We start from the raw sequence: 19,054 nt of genomic DNA on the forward strand, positions 1-19,054 counted from the left end.
GGGCTGCCTTCGGGCAGCCCTTTTTGCTTCCTGGCGCTGCGCGAGGCCAGGCTGCTGTACCGGACGTCGACGCCTGCGCGAAGCTGGCAGGGGGGCGCCTGACCACCTACAGTAGCTTGTGGCTGTGTTTCTTCTCATGCGTATTGCAATGCGCACGGTATCAGGCAAGGAGGATCGTGATGGCTCAACGATTCGACGCGATCATTATCGGCACCGGACAAGCCGGGCCGGCACTCGCCGCACGGCTGGCCGGCGCGGGCATGAAAGTGGCCGTCATCGAGCGCGCGCGTTTTGGCGGTACCTGCGTGAACACGGGCTGCATTCCCACCAAAACGCTTATCGCGAGCGCGTACGCGGCCCATCTGGCGCGGCGGGCCAGCGAGTACGGCGTCATGATCGGCGGGCCGGTCGCCGTCGACATGAAGCAGGTGAAGGCGCGCCAGGACGAAATCTCCGGCCGTTCCAGCAACGGTGTGGAACAGTGGATGCGCAACCTGGAGAACGGCACGGTCTTTCAGGGTCACGCCCGCTTCGAGAGCGCACATGGCGTGCGGGTCAACGGCGAGCTGCTGGAGGCCGATCAGGTCTTCGTGAACGTTGGCGGCCGGGCCCTGGTTCCACCCATGCCCGGGCTGGAGCAGGTCCCGTACCTCACCAATTCCAGCATGATGGCGGTGGATTTCCTGCCGGAGCACCTGATCGTCGTTGGCGGCAGCTACATTGGCCTCGAGTTCGGCCAGATGTACCGGCGCTTTGGTGCCAGGGTGACCGTTATCGAAAAAGGCCCACGCCTGATCCAGCGCGAAGACGAGGATGTGTCGCAAGCCGTGCGCGAGATCCTGGAAGCCGAAGGGATCGAAATCCGGCTGAATGCGAACTGCCTGAGCGCACGCAGGGAAGGCGATCACATTGCGGTCGGACTGGACTGCACGGATGGGGCGCGCGACGTCCACGGTTCGCACCTGCTGCTGGCGGTCGGGCGCGTGCCCAACACGGACGACCTGGGGCTGGACCAGGCAGGGGTGGAGACTGACGCTCGCGGCTACATCAAGGTGGACGAACAGCTGCGCACCAACGTCCCTGGCATCTGGGCGCTAGGCGATTGCAATGGCCGCGGTGCGTTCACGCATACGTCGTATAACGACTATGAGATCGTCGCTGCCAACCTCCTCGACGGCGATCCCCGCAAGCTGAGTGACCGCATCGCAGCCTATGCCATGTTCATCGATCCTCCGCTCGGCCGCGCCGGCATGACGGAAGCAGAAGCCCGGCAATCCGGACGCCAGCTGCTGGTCGGCACTCGCCCCATGAGCCGCGTCGGCCGAGCCGTGGAAAAGGGCGAGAGCCAGGGCTTTATGAAGGTCGTGGTCGACGCGGACACCCGGATGATCCTCGGCGCCGCGATCCTGGGCCTGAACGGCGACGAGGTTATCCATGCGTTGCTCGACATCATGTATGCCAGGGCGCCCTATACCACCATCAGCCGTGCGATGCACATCCATCCCACGGTATCGGAACTGGTACCGACGCTGCTGCAGGAGATGCGGCGCCAGGCCTAGGGTCTAGCGTGCGCGCGTACGTTTTATATGTGAACAGACCCTACTCAGCCGGCGGCGATACGATCGGCGAGCTGGTCGAGCTGGCTCGTGATCGCACGCGCGGTGATGTCGCCCTTGGCCTTGAGCAGCGCCGCATGCAGCGGGTCGCGCAGCGCCAGCAGCGCGGGCAGGTCGGTGGCCTTCTCGACCTTCACCTGCAGCATGTAGCCGCGCAGGCCAAGGTGTTGCCCGATCACGTCAGTGTAGAAGTGATACAGGCTTTCGAAGACCGCGATGTCCGCGGGAGAAAACGTCGCAGTATCGGCCGGTTGCGGCACCTGCGCCACCTTCGGCACCTCAGTGGCCGGTGCGTGCCGCATCGCATACACGGAGAACATATTGGTGTCGGCCGCCGCCGGGCTGGCACGTGCCGGTGCCTGAATCGGGGTAGTGCGGGACTGTGCCGGCTCGGGGACGGCTTCGATCAGGCCTTGTGCCAGCAGTGCCGCCGTGGCCTCGGGGCCCACCCCCATGCCGGCTACCTGTGCCAGCAATTCCTGCCGGCGGCGCTCCCCGTTGACCATCAGCAGCAGCGCGCGCAGCTTCTGGTCGAGTTTGCGTGCACGCGTCCGGATCTCGTCCTGTCCCGCCTCCGTCTTGCGGTAGATCGGATCGACCATGTCTCCCCCCTTGTTATGTCCGGCCGCCTGTTGCGGGCGGCCGATTATCGCCATTTTCGTGTATAGAGCGGCATGCGCCGCTTTCCGCGGCGCAAAAACATAGTCCCGAATCCGCTCTACAATGTGCGTGCACCATAAAAGTAACAAAAAAATTGCAATTGCCAATTCACCAAACCGAGAACTGTGGCCATGCAACAACGAGACAAATTCTTTATTAACGGCAAGTGGGTGGCTCCCCACGGCAACGGCAAGATCGACGTTATCCACTCCGCTACCGAAGCGGTCATGGGGACGATTCCCGAAGGCTCGGCGCGCGACGCCGAGGATGCCATCCAGGCGGCCCGCGCGGCCTTCGACGGCTGGTCGGCAATGCCGCCGGCGGTGCGGGCCGGCTATATCGCCAGGATTGCCGAAGGGCTGAAGGCGCGCAGCGAAGAACTGGCCCAGTTGATCGCCGGCGAAGTCGGCATGCCGATCAAGCTGGCGCGCGCGATCCAGGTGGGGGGCCCGGTCTACAACTGGGGCCAGGCGGCCAAGATGCTGGGCGATTTCCGCTTCGAGGAAGAGGTCGGCAACTCGCTGGTGGTGCGCGAACCGGTGGGCGTGGTGGGCGCCATCACGCCGTGGAACTACCCGCTCAACCAGATCACGCTGAAAGTGGCGCCGGCGCTGGCCGCCGGCTGCACCGTGGTGCTCAAGCCCTCTGAGGTGGCGCCGCTCAACGCCTTCGTGCTGGCCGAGGTGATCGAGGCCGCGGGCCTGCCGCCGGGTGTGTTCAACCTGGTGACCGGCTACGGCCCGGTGGTGGGCGAGGTCCTGGCCAGCCATCCGGATGTCGACATGGTGTCGTTCACCGGTTCGACGCGCGCCGGCAAGCGCGTGTCGGAACTGGCCGCGCAGACCGTCAAGCGCGTGGCGCTGGAGCTGGGCGGCAAGTCTGCCTCGGTAATCCTGGACGATGCCGACCTGGCGTCGGCGGTGAAGGGCACCATCAATGCCTGCTTCCTGAATTCCGGTCAGACCTGCTCGGCGCACACCCGCATGCTGGTGCCGCGCGGCCGTTACGCGGAAGTGAAGGCGATCGCGCAGAAGGTGGTCGAGGGCTTTACCGTCGGCGACCCGCTGCAGGAAACCAGCAAGCTGGGGCCGCTGATCTCGGCCGTGCAGAAGGACCGCGTGACCGGCTATATCCGCCGCGGGCTGGACGAGGGCGCTGAGCTGGTGGCTGGCGGACCGGAGACCCCCGAGGGACTGGACAAGGGCTTCTTCGTCAAGCCGACCGTGCTGGGCAACGTGGAGCCGCGCGCCACCGTGGCGCAGGAAGAGATCTTCGGGCCGGTGCTTTCCATCATCTGCTATGACACCGAGGAAGACGCGGTGCGCATTGCCAATGACAGCATCTATGGCCTGGGTGGCGGGGTCTGGTCGGGCGACGAAGCGCGCGCGATCCGCGTGGCGCGCCGCATCCGCACGGGCCAGGTCGATATCAACGGTGGTCCGTTCAATATGCAGGCGCCGTTCGGCGGCTACAAGCAGTCTGGCAACGGTCGCGAAGCGGGCAAGTACGGCCTGGAGGAGTTCCTGGAGTACAAGTCGCTGCAGCTGAAGAAGCCGGCCGCCTGACGCGGCGTTGGTGCAATAGTGGAAATGCCCGGCTGGTCCGGGCATTTTCTCGTGCGGCGCTTTCGCGGGCAACACGCACAACATAACGATAAGGGTAATAGGGGATCAACGATGCGCTGGATCGGTCGGCTGGCCAGGTTTGTGGTGGCACTGCTGGTGTTGGCCGTGGCTGTCGCCGCGGGGGCCTTGGCCTGGTATCGCCATGCGGCACAGCCGCCAGCCTCCGGACAGGAGGCGCTGGCGGGTTTGCGCGACAAGGTCACGGTGGTGCGCGACGGTCACGGCGTGCCGCATATCCGCGCGGCCAGCAAGGCCGACGCCTGGTTTGCGCTGGGCTACGTCCACGCGCAGGACCGGCTGTGGCAAATGCAGATGAACAAGCGTGTCGTGGCCGGCCGGCTTGCGGAGATCCTGGGCCCGTCCGCGCTCGATACCGACAAGTTCCTGCGCACGCTGGGCGTGCGGCGCAACGCCGAGGCCATCCTGGCGCAGGCCTCGCCCGAAACGCGTGCCGCGCTGCAGGCCTACGCCGACGGCGTCAATGCCTGGATCGACCATCGCAAGGGCCCGCTGCCGCCTGAATTCCTGCTGCTGCGCACGCAGCCCGAGCACTGGGAACCGGCCGATACGCTGGGCTGGCAGACCATGATGGCGTGGGACCTGGGTGGCAACTGGACCCAGGAGACCCTGCGCATGCGGCTGGCGCAGGTGCTGCCGGTGGCCCGCATCAGCGAGCTGCTGGCGCCGTATCCGGGCGAGCAGCCGGTGCGCACCATGGACTACGGCCATCTGTACCGGCAACTGGCACCGCTGGCGAGCGCGATGGCCAGCGTCGGCGACAAGGCGCCGCCAGGCTATGTCGAGGGCATGGGCTCGAATAACTGGGTAGTGTCGGGTGCGCACACGCAATCGGGCAAGCCGATGCTGGCCAACGACCCGCACCTGGGCCTGCAGGCGCCGGCGCTATGGTATTTCGCGCGCATGACCGCACCCGGGCTCGACGTGACCGGCGCCACGCTGCCCGGCATGCCGCTGGTCGTGCTGGGACATAACGACCGCATTGCGTGGGGGCTGACCAACACGGCTCCGGACGTGCAGGACCTGTATATCGAACGGCTGCGGCCCGGCAACGACACCCAGTACCTGACTCCCGGCGGGTGGGCCGCGCTCGAGACCCGTACCGAGACCATCCGCGTCAAGGGCGCCCCGGACGTGGTGCTGAAGATCCGTACGACGCGCCACGGCCCGGTGATCTCCGACGTGGCCGAGCCGCTGTCGGCCGCCGCGGCACCGCTGGGCGCACAGTATGTCGTTGCCTTCCAGTGGACGGCGCTGCGCGCGGACGACCGCACGTTCCAGGCCGGGCTGCGCATGAACGAGGCGCGCGACTGGGCCAGTTTCACTGCAGCGCTGCGCGACTTCCACTCGCCGCAGCAGAACATCGTCTATGCCGACGTCGACGGCAATATCGGCTTCTACGCGCCCGGCCGCGTGCCGCTGCGCCGCGCCGACAACGACCTCAAGGGCCTGGCCCCGGCGCCCGGCTGGGACGCGCGCTACGACTGGACCGGCTTTATCCCGTTCGAGGCGCTGCCGCACCAGTACAACCCTGCCGCGGGCGTGATCGTGACGGCCAACCAGCGCATCGTGGCGCCGGACTACCCGTACTTCATCACCAGCGAATGGACGGTGCCGTATCGGTTCGACCGGATCCGGACGCTGCTGGCCGCCACGCCGAAGCACACGCTCGACAGCTTCGCGGCGATCCAGAAAGACGTGGTCTCGCTGGCCGTGCGCGATGCCTTGCCGTTGCTGCTGGCCGCGCCCGTCAGCCGGGATGCGGCACGGCCGGAACGCGAGCGCGTCTTGCTGGAAGCCTTGCGCAAGTGGGACGGCACTATGGACACCGACCGTGCCGAGCCGCTGGTGGTCACCGCCTGGCTGCGCGAACTGTCGCGGCGGCTGTTCGAAGAGAGAACGGGGGAGGCGATCTTTGTCCGCCTGTGGGACCAGCGCAACGTGCAGCAGCCCATGCTCAACATCCTGCGCGATCCACGCGCGCTGGGCGCGTTCTGGTGCGACCGTCCCCACACGCGTCCGGTGGAGACCTGCGACGACGCCATTGCCGACGCGTGGACGCAAGCCATGGCCGATCTGTCACGCCGCTACGGGGACGATCCCTCGCGCTGGCGTTGGGGCAAGGCGCACACGGCCCGCTCCGAGCACAAGCCCTTCGGCAAGGTTGCTTACCTGGCGCCGCTGTTCAACGTGCGCGTGCCGACCGGCGGCGATACCTACACGGTCAACGTTGGCCGGCACAACCTGCGCGACGACAAGGCGCCGTTCGAGAATACCCACGCAGCCAGCGTGCGCGCGCTCTATGACCTGTCCGACCTGGCGGCGTCGCATTTCATGGACTCCACCGGGCAGTCCGGCAATGCGCTGCTGCCGCGGTACCGCGACTGGACCGGCAAATGGGCGGCGGTCGAGTACGTGACCATTCCACCCGTGTCATCGCTGCCCCCGCAGGGCGCGGCGGACGCGCTGGTGCTGGTGCCGGCTGCGGCAAAATAGCGCGGGCTGCGACATGCTGTGCTGAGAAAACTCGGAAATAGGCGATATCCTGTCGTGGTCTTCGCAGGGTGCGGCAATTGACGCTAGTATGGGGACCTTTTTGACGTTTCCGACCCTTCGACTGACAGGAGTCCCCGATGGCAACGCGTACCACCCATGTGATCCAGCACGTCGCATTCGAGCATGCGGGCGTGATCGGCAACGCCTTGCGCGCGCGCGGGCACGCATTGCAGGTGTTCCAGGCTGGTGTCGACGATCTGGCGCCCGTTGCCAACGACCCCGCTGACCTGCTGCTGGTCCTTGGCGGACCCATCGGCGTCTATGAAACCGAAGCCTACCCCTGGCTGGAGGCCGAGATTGCCCTGATTCGCCAGCGCCTGGCGGCTGGCGGCAAGATGGTCGGGGTCTGCCTGGGCGCGCAGCTGATCGCGCGCGCCGCCGGCGCGCGGGTCTATCCGGGCACGCGCGAGATCGGCTGGGCGCCGGTTTCGCCAACGCCTGCCGGGGAGGACTCGGCGCTGGCCGAACTGGCGGCGGCCCACTGGGAAGTGCTGCACTGGCATGGTGACACCTTCGACCTGCCATCCGGCGCGCGCTTGCTGGCCTCCACCGCGGCGGTACAGAACCAGGCCTATACCATCGGCAACCAGGTGCTGGCATTGCAATTCCACCCCGAGGTGATGTCGCGCGATATCGAGGCCTGGCTGATCGGCCATACCGTCGAGCTGGCCAGGGCCGGCATTGATCCCCGCACCATCCGCGCGCGTACGGCCGAAGTCGGCGCCACGGTGGCGGCCGCCGGCGAACGCATGTTCGCGCGCTGGCTGGAGGAAGCCGGGCTATGAACCAGCCGGTATCTGCTGTGCGCGCGGTGATCGGCGCCGTGTTGACAGGACAGGTGCGCCCGTTCGGGCCCGACGGCGTGCCCAGCGGCATTGCCAAGACCGCGGCCCACGCGCGGATCCGTGTGACCACGGTTGGGCTTGAAGGCGACGGGCAGGGCGATCCACGCCATCACGGCGGCCCGGAGAAGGCGCTGCACCACTACGCCTTCGATCACTACCCGGCCTGGCGTGAGGAACTTGCCGCGCACGGTGCGCAAGGCAATGGCGTCCTAGACGGCCCGGGTGCCTTCGGCGAGAACCTGAGTACCACCGGGCTGACCGAGGCCGATGTCTGCATCGGCGACCGCTTCCGGCTGGGCACGGCGCTGATGGAGGTATCACAGGCGCGCCAGCCGTGCTGGAAGCTCAATCATCGCTTCGGCCATGCCGGCATGTCGCGCGCCGTGCAGCAAAGCCTGCGCACCGGCTGGTACTACCGCGTACTGGAGACTGGCGACGTGGCGGCGGGCGATACGCTGGAACTGGTGGCGCGTCCCTGTCCGCTATGGTCGCTGCAGCGCCTGCTGCAGGTGCTTTATGTCGACCGGCTGGACTATGCCGCGCTTGCGGAAATGTCAGAGCTGGCGCCGCTGGCCGAGAACTGGCGCAAGCTTGCCCGGCAGCGCGTGGAGCGGCGCGAAACCGAGGATATGGAGCGGCGCCTGGCGGGGGGCTGAGCGATGCGGCTTCAGCCCTGGCGGAAACGCTTCCCTGTGCCTTCGCGCGTGATGCGTTCCCAGACCACCTGTTTTTCCTCATCGCTGAAGAAGACCCAGTTGCTGACCTCGGCCGCGGTGCGGCCGCAGCCCTGGCAGATCTCGTCGAACAGCGTCGAGCAGATGCCGATGCAGGGGCTGTCCGGACGCTCGGACAGCGTGGAATCCGTGGTGCCGTGGTCCGGTTCAGGGCGGAGCGGGGCGGATTCGGAGGGCGACGGCATGGTGGCGGGAGGGGTTGGGGTGAAACGGGGGGACATTATACGGGTTGAGGTGGGTTGTACCCGGCTCCGACCTTGGCTGCGCCCTGGGCCTAGTGTTCCTGAGCAAGCGCTGCCAGGGCCGCGCGGGCAAGGAAGCCGCTTCGTGTCTCATGGCGCTTTTCTACATACATATCGATCTGTTGCAGGACGAAGCGAGGGAGGCTGACATTGATGCGCTCCGGTCGCGCATCCAGCTTGCTCACATCCACATCGGCCAGGGCCCAGATAGCGTCCGCGTATTCTTCCTTCGCGATGAGTTCTTCGATCGTCGAGCACCGGATGTTTACGGGTTCGCCAAGCTCGACCAGCGTAGCAATATGGCCTCTGATCGCTTCTCTTGCGTTGCGAACGGCGTCGTCAATAGTTTCGCCCCAGGAATGGCAGCCCGGGACGTCCGGTACCGTTACGCCATAAACTGTTCCATCTTCCTTATGGATGGCGATCGGGAACTCCATTGAACTCTTCTGCATGGCGTGGTGGGTTGGGAGAACAGCGAGCTATCGCAAGCCGGCAGCCTTGAGGATGCTCTGGAGCGTCCCCGTGGGCAGGTCTTGCTTAGGATGTGGAACCGTGACAAGTCCTCGCTTTTCAGGATGTTTGAAGTGGTGATGGCTGCCGGTAGTACGGGCGAGCGTCCAGCCATCTTGCTCAAGAATCCGAATCAGTTTGGAAGATCGCATCGTTTGCCGTGTGTATTTATACACATCGGACGTGAGTTGGTCAATCCGATGTGTATTCGTGTGTGCAAAGGTGCGTCATCTGGCTGTTCATGTGAATGACAATCCCCTTAAATATCTGGGCAAGTCACAACTACCCGGCGAGTAATTGAGCATGGCGCTGCCAGCCCAATATGCTTCTTGCATGACCTCGCACAGACCGGAGCCAGCCATGCCCCAAGCCATTTCCGCCTTGCCCCTCCAGCACGACCGCGAAGCCGCCGTCGACCCCCGCATTCGCGCCATGGTCGACAACGTCCTGATCGGTTCCCCGGTGGCGCGCGCCCTTGGCGTGCGGCTGGCGAGCCTGGCGGCCGACCACGTAGAGCTGGAGATGCCGTTCCTGCCGACCAATGTGACCCACGGCAGCATCGTGCATGGAGGCGTCATCGCCACGCTGATCGATATCGCCGGCGCAGCCGCGGCGGCATCTGGTGCCAGTGCCGATGAGGTGAAGGGTGGGGCGACCAGTTCGTTGTCGATCCAGTACCTCGCGCCGGCGCAGGGGGCCGCGCTACGGGCGGTTGCGATGGTGGTCAGGCGTGGCCGCCGCCAGGTGGTGACGGATGTCTCGGTGTACGCCGAAGCGCCGGATGAGGACGTGCTGGTGGCCAAGGCATTGCTGAGCAGCGCGATGCTCTGATGCCGGTGCGGCGCCTGGTGCGCCGTTCACAAACTCATTAAACGCAATTAACCGCCGGAAATTTACGTCCACACCCAAGCGCGCCAGTACACTGGCGCGATCTGCCCGCAGACAGAGGGCGGCCTCCTGGAGGAATTCGATGCAGCATGGGCCTGAAGCGGCGCAGCAGAATCCAGTGCCATCGAGGCCGCAGGCGCCATCGACCGGATCGAGCGCAGCCGCCTGAACGGTGATGCCGGCCACGGCGAGCGCCGTGGCACGGACCGGCGCAAACGCGCACCGGTCCGGTTCAGGGCAGGATCAGTACTTCCAGAAGACCTGCTGCAGCGTCTTGGCGTCGCTGGTCTGCGTCAGCGCCAGCGCCATCAGGATGCGGGCCTTCTGCGGCAGCTGGTCGTCGGTGACGATCCAGTCGTACTTGTCGTCGGGCTGCTCGGCGTTGCGCACCACCACGCCGCTGCCGGTGCGCGAGGCGCGCACGATCTGCACGCCCTTGGCGCGCGCGGCCTTGAGCGGCTCGACCATGTAGTCGCCGACGCTGCCGTTGCCGGTGGCGGCGTAGATGATGGCCTTGGCGCCGTTCTTCACGGCGGCGTCGATGCTGGCCGGGTTGGCATTGCCGTAGGCGTAGACCACCGCCACTTCCGGCAGCTTGTCGATCTTGTCGATGTCCCACTGCGTCTGCAGCGTGTGCGGGCGCGCCGGCAGGCGGTAGAACAGCGTGCGGCCTTCGACCACGTAGCCCAGCGGGCCGAACGGCGAGCGGAAGGTCTCGGTCTTGAAGGTGTTGCTCTTGGTGACGTCGCGGCCGGTGTGGATCTCGTCGTTCAGCACGGCCAGCGTGCCCTTGCCCCTGGACGCCGGGTTGGACGCGACCAGTACGGCGTCGTACAGGTTCAGCGAGCCGTCGGCGCCCAGCGCGGTGCCCGGACGCATCGAGCCCACCACCACCACCGGCTTGTCGCTCTTGAGCGTCAGGTTCAGGAAGTAGGCGGTTTCCTCGATGGTGTCGGTGCCATGCGTGATGACGATGCCGTCCACGTCCGGCTGCTTGAGCAGCTCCGACACGCGCTTGCCCAGCTTCAGCAGGCGCTCGTTGTTGAAGCTCTCCGAGCCGATCTGGAAGATCTGCTCGCCCTTGACGTTGGCAACCTTGGAGATCTCGGGCACCGAGGCGATGATCTTGTCGACCGGCACCACGGCGGACTGGTAGGCCGCGGTGTTGGTTGCCGATGCGCCGGCGCCGGCAATGGTGCCGCCGGTGCCGATGATGACGATGTTGGCCTTGCGGGCTTCGGCCGTGGCCGTGGCGGGTACGGTGGAAACTTGTGCAGCGGGCGCGAGCTGCGCGTGGGCGGTGCCGGTGATCAGGCTCGCCGACAGCAGGGCGGCGGCCAGCGTGGTGACGCGGGCGATGTGTTTCATGATTCTCCTCGGTATTTATACGAACGTGTGGCCCGTACTGGAACCGGCATCACATACCTTGTGGGTGGAATGGTGCTGTCCGTGTTCAGTCGGTGGCTGCCGGCAACGGGGCCTGTGTTGCAGATCCCGTTCAGGCAGCGGCAGAGACTATACGTGAGGAGAAATTGGCGCGGGAGGGGCGCCGCACGGGTTATGCCGATTTGGCATGAAAGCGGCGAGGCGATAACTCAAATCGCATACATATCCAGGTACTCGTTGACCGGTACCGCCTCCAGCCGGGCCTGGTCCAGCGACACGGCAAGGATGGCTGCCTGCTGCTTCGGCGGAAAGCGGCGGGCGAGGTTGGTGCGGAATTTCTCGACCAGCAGCGGGATGCCCTCGGCGCGGCGGCGCTTGTGCCCGAGCGGGTATTCGACCAGCACCTCGTCCAGCACGGTGCCGTCGGCCAGCGTCACGGTCAGCGCATTGGCGATCGAACGCTTGTCGGGGTCGTGGTAGTCGCGCGTCAGGGCGGGGTCTTCCACACAGGTGATCTTGCCGCGCAGCGCGTCGATGCGCGGGTCGGCCGCAACGTTGTCTTCATAGTCGGCGGCGGTCAGGCGGCCGAACAGCAGCGGCACCGCCACCATGTACTGGATGCAGTGGTCGCGGTCCGCCGGGTTGCTGAGCGGGCCGGTCTTGTCGATGATGCGCAGGCAGGCTTCGTGAGTGCGGATGGTGATCGCGGCGATATCGGCCGCGCTGCGCCCCGCGAGCGCCAGCGCGCCGTGCAGCTGCATCGCTGATTCCACCGCGGTCTGTGCGTGGAACTCGGCCGGGTACGAGATCTTGAACAGGATGTTCTCCATCACGTAGGAGCCGTACGGCCGCTGGAAGCGGAACGGCTGCCCCTTGAACAGCACGTCATAGAAGCCCCAGGTCTTTGCCGTCAGCACGGACGGATAGCCCATTTCGCCGGTGCGGGCGATCAGCGCCAGCCGCACCGCGCGGCTGGTGGCGTCGCCCGCGGCCCAGCTCTTGCGGCTGCCGGTGTTGGGGGCGTGGCGATAGGTGCGCAGGCTCTGGCCATCGACCCAGGCCAGCGACACCGCATTGAGGATCTCGTCGCGCGTGAGGCCCAGCATCTGCGCAACGACGGCGGTGGAGGCCACCTTGACCAGCACCACGTGGTCCAGCCCGACCTTGTTGAACGAGTTCTCCAGTGCGATGCAGCCCTGGATCTCGTGCGCCTTGATCGTCGCCGCCAGCACTGCCTTCATCGTCAGCGGCTTGCGTCCGGTGGCGACATTGTTGCGCGAGATCCAGTCGGCGGTGGCCAGGATGCCGCCGAGGTTGTCCGACGGATGGCCCCATTCAGCCGCGAGCCAGGTGTCATTGAAATCCAGCCAGCGGATCATCGCGCCGATGTTGAACGCGGCCTGTACCGGATCGAGCTGGAACTGGGTGCCCGGCACGCGCGCGCCATTGGGCACGATCGTTCCGGGGACGATGGGCCCGAGCAGCTTGGTGCAGGCCGGGTAGGACAGGGCTTCGAGCCCGCAACCGAGCGTGTCGATCAGGCAGTTGCGGGCGGTGTCGTAGGCGAGGCCGCTCTTGATCTCGTACCGGGTGACATAGTCGACAATGTCGACCAGCACCTGGTCCGGACCGGGGCGTTGCGCGGACGGCGTGTCGGTGGACATGGTCGGCCTCGCGGTTGCGGCTCAGGTCAGAACGCGTCGCCGGGCACGCGCACCCAGCCTTCCATCAGCACGCGCGCGCTGCGGCTCATGATGGCTTTCTTGACCACCCATTCGCCATCAATCTTCTGCGCCTCGGCGCCCACTCGCAGCGTGCCGGACGGATGCCCGAAACGCACCGCCTTGCGCTCGCCGCCGCCGGCAGCCAGGTTGACCAGCGTGCCGGGGATGGCCGCGGCCGTGCCGATCGCCACCGCCGCCGTGCCCATCATGGCGTGGTGCAGCTTGCCCATCGACAGCGCGCGCACCAGCAGGTCCACGTCGGCCGCGGCCACCTTCTTGCCGCTGGAGGCAACGTAGTCGGCCGGTTTGGCGACAAAGGCCACCTTGGGCGTGTGCTGGCGCTTGGCGGCCTCGTCCACGTCCTTGATCAGGCCCATGCGCAGCGCGCCGTAGGCGCGGATGGTCTCGAACATCGCCAGCGCCTTGGCATCGCTGTTGATGGCGTCCTGCAGTTCGGTGCCGGTGTAGCCGATGCTCTCGGCGTTGACGAAGATGGTCGGGATGCCGGCGTTGATCATGGTGGCCTTGAGCGTGCCCACCCCCGGCACTTCGAGGTCGTCGACCACGTTGCCGGTGGGGAACATCGCGCCGCCTGCGCCTTCTTCCTCGGCGGCCGGGTCCATGAACTCAAGCTGCACCTCGGCGGCCGGGAAGGTCACGCCGTCCAGCTCGAAATCGCCGGTCTCCTGCACTTCGCCGTTGGTGACGGGCACATGGCCGATGATGGTCTTGCCGATATTGGCCTGCCAGATGCGCACCACGGCCACGCCGTTGTGCGGGATGCGGCTGGCATCTACCAGGCCGGCGCTGATGGCAAAGGGGCCGACCGCTGCCGACAGGTTGCCGCAGTTGCCGCTCCAGTCGACAAAGGGCTGGTCGATCGAGACCTGGCCGAACAGGTAGTCGACATCATGGTCGGGCCGGCTGCTTTTGGACACGATGACGGTCTTGCTGGTGCTGGACGTGGCCGCGCCCATGCCGTCGATCTGCTTGCCATAGGGGTCGGGGCTGCCGATCACGCGCATCAGCAGCGCGTCGCGGGCCTTGCCTGGCACTTGTGCCGCTTCCGGCAAATCCTGGAGGCGGAAGAACACGCCTTTGCTGGTGCCGCCACGGATATAGGTGGCGGGAATCTTGATCTGGGGTACGTGAGCCATGGAAATCTTTGTCCTGGTTGGCCCGGGCAGCAAGCTTGCCGCCCGGGCCTTTGTCACAGCTTATGCAGTTGCCCGCGACGACTCAAGGAAGTCCTGCGCGAAGCGCTGCAGCACGCCGCCGGCTTCGTAGATTGACACTTCCTCGTCGCTGTCGAGGCGGCAGGTCACCGGCACCTCGACGCGCTCGCCGTTGTTGCGGTTGACCACCAGCGTCAGCGTGGCGCGCGGCTGGCGCTCGCCGATCACGTCATAGGTCTCGGTGCCGTCCAGGCCCAGGGTCAGGCGGTTCACGCCCGGCTTGAACTCCAGCGGCAGCACGCCCATGCCGATCAGGTTGGTGCGGTGGATGCGCTCGAAGCCCTCGGCGACGATCACTTCCACGCCGGCCAGGCGCACGCCCTTGGCGGCCCAGTCGCGCGACGAGCCCTGGCCATAGTCCGCGCCGGCGATGATGATCAGCGGCTGCTTGCGGTCCATGTAGGTCTCGATGGCTTCCCACATGCGCACGACCTTGCCTTCGGGCTCGATGCGCGCCAGCGAACCCTTCTTGACCTGGCCGTCGACCACGGCCATCTCGTTGATCAGGGTCGGGTTGGCAAAGGTGGCGCGCTGCGCGGTCAGGTGGTCGCCGCGGTGCGTGGCGTACGAGTTGAAATCCTCTTCCGGCAGGCCCATCTTGGCCAGGTACTCACCCGCAGCACTGTTGAGCAGGATGGCGTTGGACGGCGACAGGTGGTCGGTGGTGATGTTGTCGCCCAGCACCGCCAGCGGACGCAGCGCCTTGAGCGTGCGCTCGCCGGCCAGCGCGCCTTCCCAGTACGGCGGGCGGCGGATATAGGTGCTCTGCGGGCGCCAGTCGTACAGCGGGCTGACGGACTCGCCGCTGGCCGCGGTGATGGCGAACATCGGCTCGTAGACCTTGCGGAACTGCTCGGGCTTGACGCTCTTCGCCACGATCGCGTCAATCTCTTCGTCGCTCGGCCAGATGTCCTTCAGGTAGACCGGCTTGCCGTCCTGGTCGGTGCCCAGCACATCCTTCTCGATATCGAAGCGGATGGTGCCGGCGATGGCGTAAGCCACCACCAGCGGCGGCGAGGCCAGGAAGGCCTGCTTGGCGTACGGGTGGATGCGGCCGTCGAAGTTGCGGTTGCCGGACAGCACCGCCGTCGCGTACAGGTCGCGGTCGATGATCTCTTGCTGGATCTTCGGGTCCAGCGCGCCGGACATGCCGTTGCAGGTGGTGCAGGCAAAGGCGACGATGCCGAAGCCGAGCTTCTCCAGGTCCGGCAGCAGGTTCGCTTCTTCCAGGTAGAGCTCGACCGCCTTCGAGCCGGGCGCCAGCGACGACTTGACCCACGGCTTGCGGGCCAGGCCACGCGCGTTGGCATTGCGCGCCAGCAGTGCGGCGGCAATCACGTTGCGCGGGTTGCTGGTGTTGGTGCAGCTGGTGATGGCGGCGATGATGACCGCGCCGTCCGGCATCAGGCCTTCGGCTTCCTGCGCGCGGGCCTTGTCCAGGTCCACGGCGATGCCGCGCTCGGCCAGCGCCGAGGTCGGCAGGCGCTTGTGCGGGTTGGACGGGCCGGCCATGTTGCGCACCACGCTCGACAGGTCGAACGTCAGCACGCGCTCATATTCGGCGTGCTTCAGCGAATCGGCCCACAGGCCGGCGGCCTTGGCATACGTCTCGACCAGCTTGAGCTGCTCGTCGGTGCGGCCGGTCAGGCGCAGATAGTCGATGGTCTGCTCGTCGATAAAGAACATCGCCGCGGTGGCGCCGTATTCGGGGGCCATGTTGGAGATGGTGGCGCGGTCGCCGAGCGTCAGGCTCGAGGCGCCTTCGCCACGGAACTCCAGGTAGGCGCCGACCACTTTTTCCTTGCGCAGGAATTCGGTCAGGGCCAGCACGATGTCGGTGGCGGTGATGCCGGGCTGGCGCTTGCCGGTCAGCTCCACGCCGACGATATCCGGCAGGCGCATCCACGAGGCGCGGCCGAGCATCACGTTCTCGGCTTCCAGGCCGCCCACGCCGATGGCGATCACGCCCAGCGCGTCCACGTGCGGGGTGTGGCTGTCGGTGCCGACGCAGGTATCGGGGTAGGCCACGCCGTTGTCAGCGTGGATCACCGGGGACATCTTCTCCAGGTTGATCTGGTGCATGATGCCGTTGCCCGGCGGGATCACGTCGACGTTCTTGAACGCCAGCTTGGTCCAGTCGATGAAATGAAAACGGTCTTCGTTGCGGCGGTCTTCGATGGCGCGGTTCTTGGCGAAGGCATCGGGATCGAAGCCGCCGCACTCGACCGCCAGCGAGTGGTCGACGATCAGCTGCACCGGTACCACGGGGTTGACCTTGGCGGGGTCGCCGCCCTGGTCGGCAATGGCGTCGCGCAGGCCGGCCAGGTCCACCAGCGCGGTCTGGCCCAGGATGTCATGGCACACCACGCGCGCCGGGAACCACGGGAAGTCCAGCTCGCGCTTGCGTTCGATCAGCTGCTTGAGCGAGTCCGTCAGCGTCGCGGGGTCGCAGCGGCGCACCAGGTTTTCTGCCAGCACGCGCGACGTGTACGGCAGCTTGTCGTAGGCACCCGGCTGGATTGCCTCGACTGCGGCGCGCGCGTCAAAGTAATCCAGCTTGGTGCCCGGTAGCGGTTTGCGGTTTGCAGAATTCATGGTGTAGGGAAATCAGTATTGGTATGAAAAAGGGGTAGTGGTCCCGTGTCAGCGACCAACTACCCCTTGCCCGCAGGCCCGGATCAATGCAACCCGACGCGGAGCAAACCGGCAGCCGGCTTTACTTGCGATCCTTCAGCGGCACGAACTTCAGGTTCTCCGGACCGGTGTAGTTGGCGCTCGGGCGGATGATCTTGTTGTCGATGCGCTGCTCGATGATGTGCGCGGCCCAGCCCGAGGTGCGCGAGATCACGAACAGCGGGGTGAACATCGCCGTCGGCACGCCCATCATGTGGTAGCTCACCGCGCTGAACCAGTCCAGGTTCGGGAACATCTTCTTGATGTCCCACATCACCGTTTCCAGGCGCTCGGCGATGTCGAACATCTTCATCGAGCCGGCGTCCTTCGACAGCTTCTTCGCCACTTCCTTGATCACCTGGTTGCGCGGGTCGCCGGTGGTGTACACCGGGTGGCCGAAGCCGATCACGACTTCCTTGTTCTCGACGCGGCGGGTGATGTCGGCCTGCGCTTCATCCGGGTTGTCGTAGCGCTTCTGGATCTCGAACGCGACTTCATTGGCGCCGCCGTGCTTGGGGCCGCGCAGCGCGCCGATGGCGCCGGCGATCGACGAGTACATGTCCGAGCCCGTGCCGGCGATCACGCGCGCGGCGAAGGTCGAGGCGTTGAACTCATGCTCGGCATACAGGTTGAGCGACGTGTTCATGGCGCGCTCCCACAGCGCCGACGGCTTCTCGCCGTGCAGCAGGTGCAGGAAGTGGCCGCCGATGGAGTCATCGTCGGTTTCCACTTCAATACGGCGGCCGTTGTGGCTGTAGTGGTACCAGTACAGCAGCATCGAGCCGAGGCTGGCCATCAGGCGGTCGGCGATATCGCGCGCGCCCGGGGTGTTGTGGTCTTCCTTCTCCGGCAGCACGGTGCCCAGCACCGACACGCCGGTGCGCATCACGTCCATCGGGTGGGCGCTGGCGGGCACCCATTCCAGTGCGGCCTTGACGTTGGCGGGCAGGCCGCGCAGGCTCTTGAGCTTGGCCTTGTAGGCGGCCAGTTCGGATTTGGTCGGCAGCTTGCCGTGCACCAGCAGGTGGGCGATTTCCTCGAACTCGCAGGTCTCGGCGATGTCGAGGATGTCGTAGCCGCGGTAGTGCAGGTCATTGCCGGTGCGGCCGACGGTGCACAGCGCGGTATTGCCGGCGGTCACGCCCGACAGGGCGACGGATTTCTTGGGCTTGGGCGTGACGAGCGGTTGCGCTTCGGACATCTGGGTCTCCTTGATGTGATGCCTGGTATTGCCTGTCTGTTGTCGTGCAAACGGCCGGGACATAGCCCGGCCGCGCGTGATTCTTGCTTACTTGCCCTTGCCTTGTGCGAAGAGCGCGTCAAGCTTCTGCTCGAAGTCATAGTAGCCGATGCTCTCGTAGAGCTCGACGCGGGTCTGCATGGTATCGACCACGTTCTTTTGCGTGCCGTCGCGGCGGATGGCCGCGTAGACATTTTCCGCCGCCTTGTTCATGGCGCGGAAGGCCGACAGCGGGTACAGCACCATCGACACGCCGGCGCCGCCGAGTTCCTCGGTGGTGAACAGCGGGGTCGAGCCGAATTCGGTGATGTTGGCCAGCACCGGCACCTTCACCGCAGCGACGAACTTGCGGTACATGGCCAGGTCGGTCATGGCTTCCGGGAAGATGGCGTCGGCGCCGGCTTCCACGCACGCCACCGCGCGCTCGATGGCCTGGTCCAGGCCTTCCACGGCAAGCGCGTCGGTGCGGGCCATGATGACGAAATTCTCGTCGGTGCGGGCGTCGACGGCGGCCTTGATGCGGTCGACCATTTCACCCTGGCTGACGATTTCCTTGTTGGGACGGTGGCCGCAGCGCTTGGCGCCGACCTGGTCCTCGATGTGCATGGCTGCCGCGCCGAACTTGATCAGCGACTTGGTGGTGCGGGCCACGTTGAAGGCCGAGGCGCCGAAGCCGGTGTCGACGTCCACCAGCAGCGGCGTGTCGCACACGTCGGTGATGCGGCGGACATCAGTCAGCACGTCGTCCAGGTTCGAGATGCCCAGGTCCGGCAGGCCCAGCGAGCCGGCCGCAACGCCGCCGCCCGACAGGTAAATGGCCCGGTAGCCGGCACGCTTGGCCAGCAGGGCATGGTTGGCGTTGATGGTGCCGACCACCTGCAGCGGATGCTCGTCGGCAAGCGCCTGGCGGAAACGGGCGCCAGCGGAGCGGGCGAGGTCGGAAGCGGAGTAGGTCATGGCGTATGCGTTGGTGAACAGGACGATCCTGATACTGCAAGGGGTGTGCCAAGCCTCTTGGCGGGTGCCAGAAAAACCCGCTAACCCTTGTCAGCACTGGGTTGAGGGGCAGGGCGGCTGGCCTCGCCACTTGTTTCATGTAGTG

General features: G+C 66.1%; 16 protein-coding genes. 6 read left to right on the forward strand and 10 right to left on the reverse strand.

Annotation, left to right across the window (positions count from 1 at the left end; all coding sequences use genetic code 11):
- The first annotated feature begins 179 nt into the window (after window positions 1-179).
- Window positions 180-1,559 (forward strand): FAD-containing oxidoreductase, encoded by a 1,380-nt coding sequence (locus ACREYQ_RS07710; protein WP_432260148.1) that lies wholly within the window; start codon window positions 180-182, stop codon window positions 1,557-1,559.
- Between the two features lie 44 nt (window positions 1,560-1,603).
- Here ACREYQ_RS07710 and ACREYQ_RS07715 read toward each other — a convergent pair whose 3' ends face one another.
- Window positions 1,604-2,218 (reverse strand): hypothetical protein, encoded by a 615-nt coding sequence (locus ACREYQ_RS07715; protein ID WP_432260149.1) that lies wholly within the window; start codon window positions 2,216-2,218, stop codon window positions 1,604-1,606.
- A gap of 189 nt (window positions 2,219-2,407) precedes the next feature.
- On the opposite strand from ACREYQ_RS07715, the gene ACREYQ_RS07720 reads away from it, so the two are divergent.
- The 4 genes from ACREYQ_RS07720 (at window position 2,408) to ACREYQ_RS07735 (ending at window position 7,976) form a co-directional block, all read left to right on the forward strand.
- Window positions 2,408-3,841, forward strand: a complete 1,434-nt coding sequence (locus ACREYQ_RS07720) for an aldehyde dehydrogenase family protein (protein WP_432260150.1) — start codon at window positions 2,408-2,410, stop codon at window positions 3,839-3,841.
- A 111-nt stretch (window positions 3,842-3,952) separates the two neighbouring features.
- Complete coding sequence (locus ACREYQ_RS07725) at window positions 3,953-6,415, forward strand: penicillin acylase family protein (RefSeq protein ID WP_432260151.1); 2,463 nt, start codon at window positions 3,953-3,955, stop codon at window positions 6,413-6,415.
- A 137-nt stretch (window positions 6,416-6,552) separates the two neighbouring features.
- Window positions 6,553-7,260, forward strand: a complete 708-nt coding sequence (locus ACREYQ_RS07730; protein ID WP_432260152.1) for a glutamine amidotransferase — start codon at window positions 6,553-6,555, stop codon at window positions 7,258-7,260.
- Entirely contained in the window at window positions 7,257-7,976 is a 720-nt protein-coding gene (locus ACREYQ_RS07735) for an MOSC domain-containing protein (protein WP_432260153.1), read from the forward strand. The genes ACREYQ_RS07730 and ACREYQ_RS07735 overlap by 4 nt, the downstream gene beginning before the upstream one ends.
- An 11-nt stretch (window positions 7,977-7,987) precedes the next feature.
- Here the strand turns inward: ACREYQ_RS07735 and ACREYQ_RS07740 are convergent, their stop codons facing one another.
- The 3 genes from ACREYQ_RS07740 to ACREYQ_RS07750 all read right to left on the reverse strand — a co-directional run bounded on the left by ACREYQ_RS07740 (window position 7,988) and on the right by ACREYQ_RS07750 (window position 8,958).
- The gene (locus ACREYQ_RS07740) at window positions 7,988-8,239 is read right to left on the reverse strand and encodes a DUF1289 domain-containing protein (protein ID WP_432260154.1); all 252 of its coding nucleotides are present in this window, start codon (window positions 8,237-8,239) and stop codon (window positions 7,988-7,990) included.
- Between the two features lie 89 nt (window positions 8,240-8,328).
- A complete protein-coding gene (locus tag ACREYQ_RS07745; RefSeq protein ID WP_432260155.1) occupies window positions 8,329-8,733 on the reverse strand; it encodes a type II toxin-antitoxin system HicB family antitoxin in 405 nt (134 codons plus the stop codon).
- A 42-nt stretch (window positions 8,734-8,775) separates the two neighbouring features.
- Window positions 8,776-8,958 carry a type II toxin-antitoxin system HicA family toxin gene (locus ACREYQ_RS07750; RefSeq protein ID WP_432260156.1) on the reverse strand — a complete coding sequence of 61 codons (183 nt, stop codon included), beginning with the start codon at window positions 8,956-8,958 and terminating at the stop codon, window positions 8,776-8,778.
- A 208-nt stretch (window positions 8,959-9,166) separates the two neighbouring features.
- On the opposite strand from ACREYQ_RS07750, the gene ACREYQ_RS07755 reads away from it, so the two are divergent.
- On the forward strand, window positions 9,167-9,637 hold the full coding sequence (locus ACREYQ_RS07755; RefSeq protein WP_432260157.1) for a PaaI family thioesterase: 471 nt from the start codon (window positions 9,167-9,169) through the stop codon (window positions 9,635-9,637).
- 300 nt (window positions 9,638-9,937) lie between these two features.
- Here the strand turns inward: ACREYQ_RS07755 and ACREYQ_RS07760 are convergent, their stop codons facing one another.
- The 6 genes from ACREYQ_RS07760 to prpB all read right to left on the reverse strand — a co-directional run bounded on the left by ACREYQ_RS07760 (window position 9,938) and on the right by prpB (window position 18,909).
- Window positions 9,938-11,062, reverse strand: a complete 1,125-nt coding sequence (locus tag ACREYQ_RS07760) for an asparaginase (protein WP_432260158.1) — start codon at window positions 11,060-11,062, stop codon at window positions 9,938-9,940.
- A gap of 227 nt (window positions 11,063-11,289) precedes the next feature.
- Window positions 11,290-12,744, reverse strand: a complete 1,455-nt coding sequence (locus ACREYQ_RS07765; RefSeq protein WP_432260159.1) for a bifunctional 2-methylcitrate dehydratase/aconitate hydratase — start codon at window positions 12,742-12,744, stop codon at window positions 11,290-11,292.
- A 26-nt stretch (window positions 12,745-12,770) separates the two neighbouring features.
- On the reverse strand, window positions 12,771-13,961 hold the full coding sequence (gene prpF, locus ACREYQ_RS07770; RefSeq protein ID WP_432260160.1) for a 2-methylaconitate cis-trans isomerase PrpF: 1,191 nt from the start codon (window positions 13,959-13,961) through the stop codon (window positions 12,771-12,773).
- 60 nt (window positions 13,962-14,021) lie between these two features.
- Window positions 14,022-16,634: a Fe/S-dependent 2-methylisocitrate dehydratase AcnD gene (gene acnD / locus ACREYQ_RS07775; protein WP_432260161.1), complete on the reverse strand. Its 2,613-nt coding sequence runs from the start codon at window positions 16,632-16,634 to the stop codon at window positions 14,022-14,024.
- 121 nt (window positions 16,635-16,755) lie between these two features.
- Window positions 16,756-17,913, reverse strand: a complete 1,158-nt coding sequence (gene prpC, locus ACREYQ_RS07780) for a bifunctional 2-methylcitrate synthase/citrate synthase (protein ID WP_432260162.1) — start codon at window positions 17,911-17,913, stop codon at window positions 16,756-16,758.
- 87 nt (window positions 17,914-18,000) lie between these two features.
- A complete protein-coding gene (gene prpB, locus ACREYQ_RS07785) occupies window positions 18,001-18,909 on the reverse strand; it encodes a methylisocitrate lyase (RefSeq protein WP_432260163.1) in 909 nt (302 codons plus the stop codon).
- Between the last annotated feature and the right edge of the window lie 145 nt (window positions 18,910-19,054).

Source organism: Cupriavidus sp. TMH.W2, from assembly GCF_050847365.1.
In the GTDB taxonomy this organism is placed as follows: Bacteria; Pseudomonadota; Gammaproteobacteria; order Burkholderiales; family Burkholderiaceae; genus Cupriavidus.

Coding starts and splice junctions, on each gene's coding strand:
- ACREYQ_RS07710 (WP_432260148.1), top strand. CDS start 180: ATGGCTCAACGATTCGACGCGATCATTATCGGCACCGGACAAGCCGGG.
- ACREYQ_RS07715 (WP_432260149.1), bottom strand. CDS start 2,218: ATGGTCGATCCGATCTACCGCAAGACGGAGGCGGGACAGGACGAGATC.
- ACREYQ_RS07720 (WP_432260150.1), top strand. CDS start 2,408: ATGCAACAACGAGACAAATTCTTTATTAACGGCAAGTGGGTGGCTCCC.
- ACREYQ_RS07725 (WP_432260151.1), top strand. CDS start 3,953: ATGCGCTGGATCGGTCGGCTGGCCAGGTTTGTGGTGGCACTGCTGGTG.
- ACREYQ_RS07730 (WP_432260152.1), top strand. CDS start 6,553: ATGGCAACGCGTACCACCCATGTGATCCAGCACGTCGCATTCGAGCAT.
- ACREYQ_RS07735 (WP_432260153.1), top strand. CDS start 7,257: ATGAACCAGCCGGTATCTGCTGTGCGCGCGGTGATCGGCGCCGTGTTG.
- ACREYQ_RS07740 (WP_432260154.1), bottom strand. CDS start 8,239: ATGCCGTCGCCCTCCGAATCCGCCCCGCTCCGCCCTGAACCGGACCAC.
- ACREYQ_RS07745 (WP_432260155.1), bottom strand. CDS start 8,733: ATGGAGTTCCCGATCGCCATCCATAAGGAAGATGGAACAGTTTATGGC.
- ACREYQ_RS07750 (WP_432260156.1), bottom strand. CDS start 8,958: ATGCGATCTTCCAAACTGATTCGGATTCTTGAGCAAGATGGCTGGACG.
- ACREYQ_RS07755 (WP_432260157.1), top strand. CDS start 9,167: ATGCCCCAAGCCATTTCCGCCTTGCCCCTCCAGCACGACCGCGAAGCC.
- ACREYQ_RS07760 (WP_432260158.1), bottom strand. CDS start 11,062: ATGAAACACATCGCCCGCGTCACCACGCTGGCCGCCGCCCTGCTGTCG.
- ACREYQ_RS07765 (WP_432260159.1), bottom strand. CDS start 12,744: ATGTCCACCGACACGCCGTCCGCGCAACGCCCCGGTCCGGACCAGGTG.
- prpF (WP_432260160.1), bottom strand. CDS start 13,961: ATGGCTCACGTACCCCAGATCAAGATTCCCGCCACCTATATCCGTGGC.
- acnD (WP_432260161.1), bottom strand. CDS start 16,634: ATGAATTCTGCAAACCGCAAACCGCTACCGGGCACCAAGCTGGATTAC.
- prpC (WP_432260162.1), bottom strand. CDS start 17,913: ATGTCCGAAGCGCAACCGCTCGTCACGCCCAAGCCCAAGAAATCCGTC.
- prpB (WP_432260163.1), bottom strand. CDS start 18,909: ATGACCTACTCCGCTTCCGACCTCGCCCGCTCCGCTGGCGCCCGTTTC.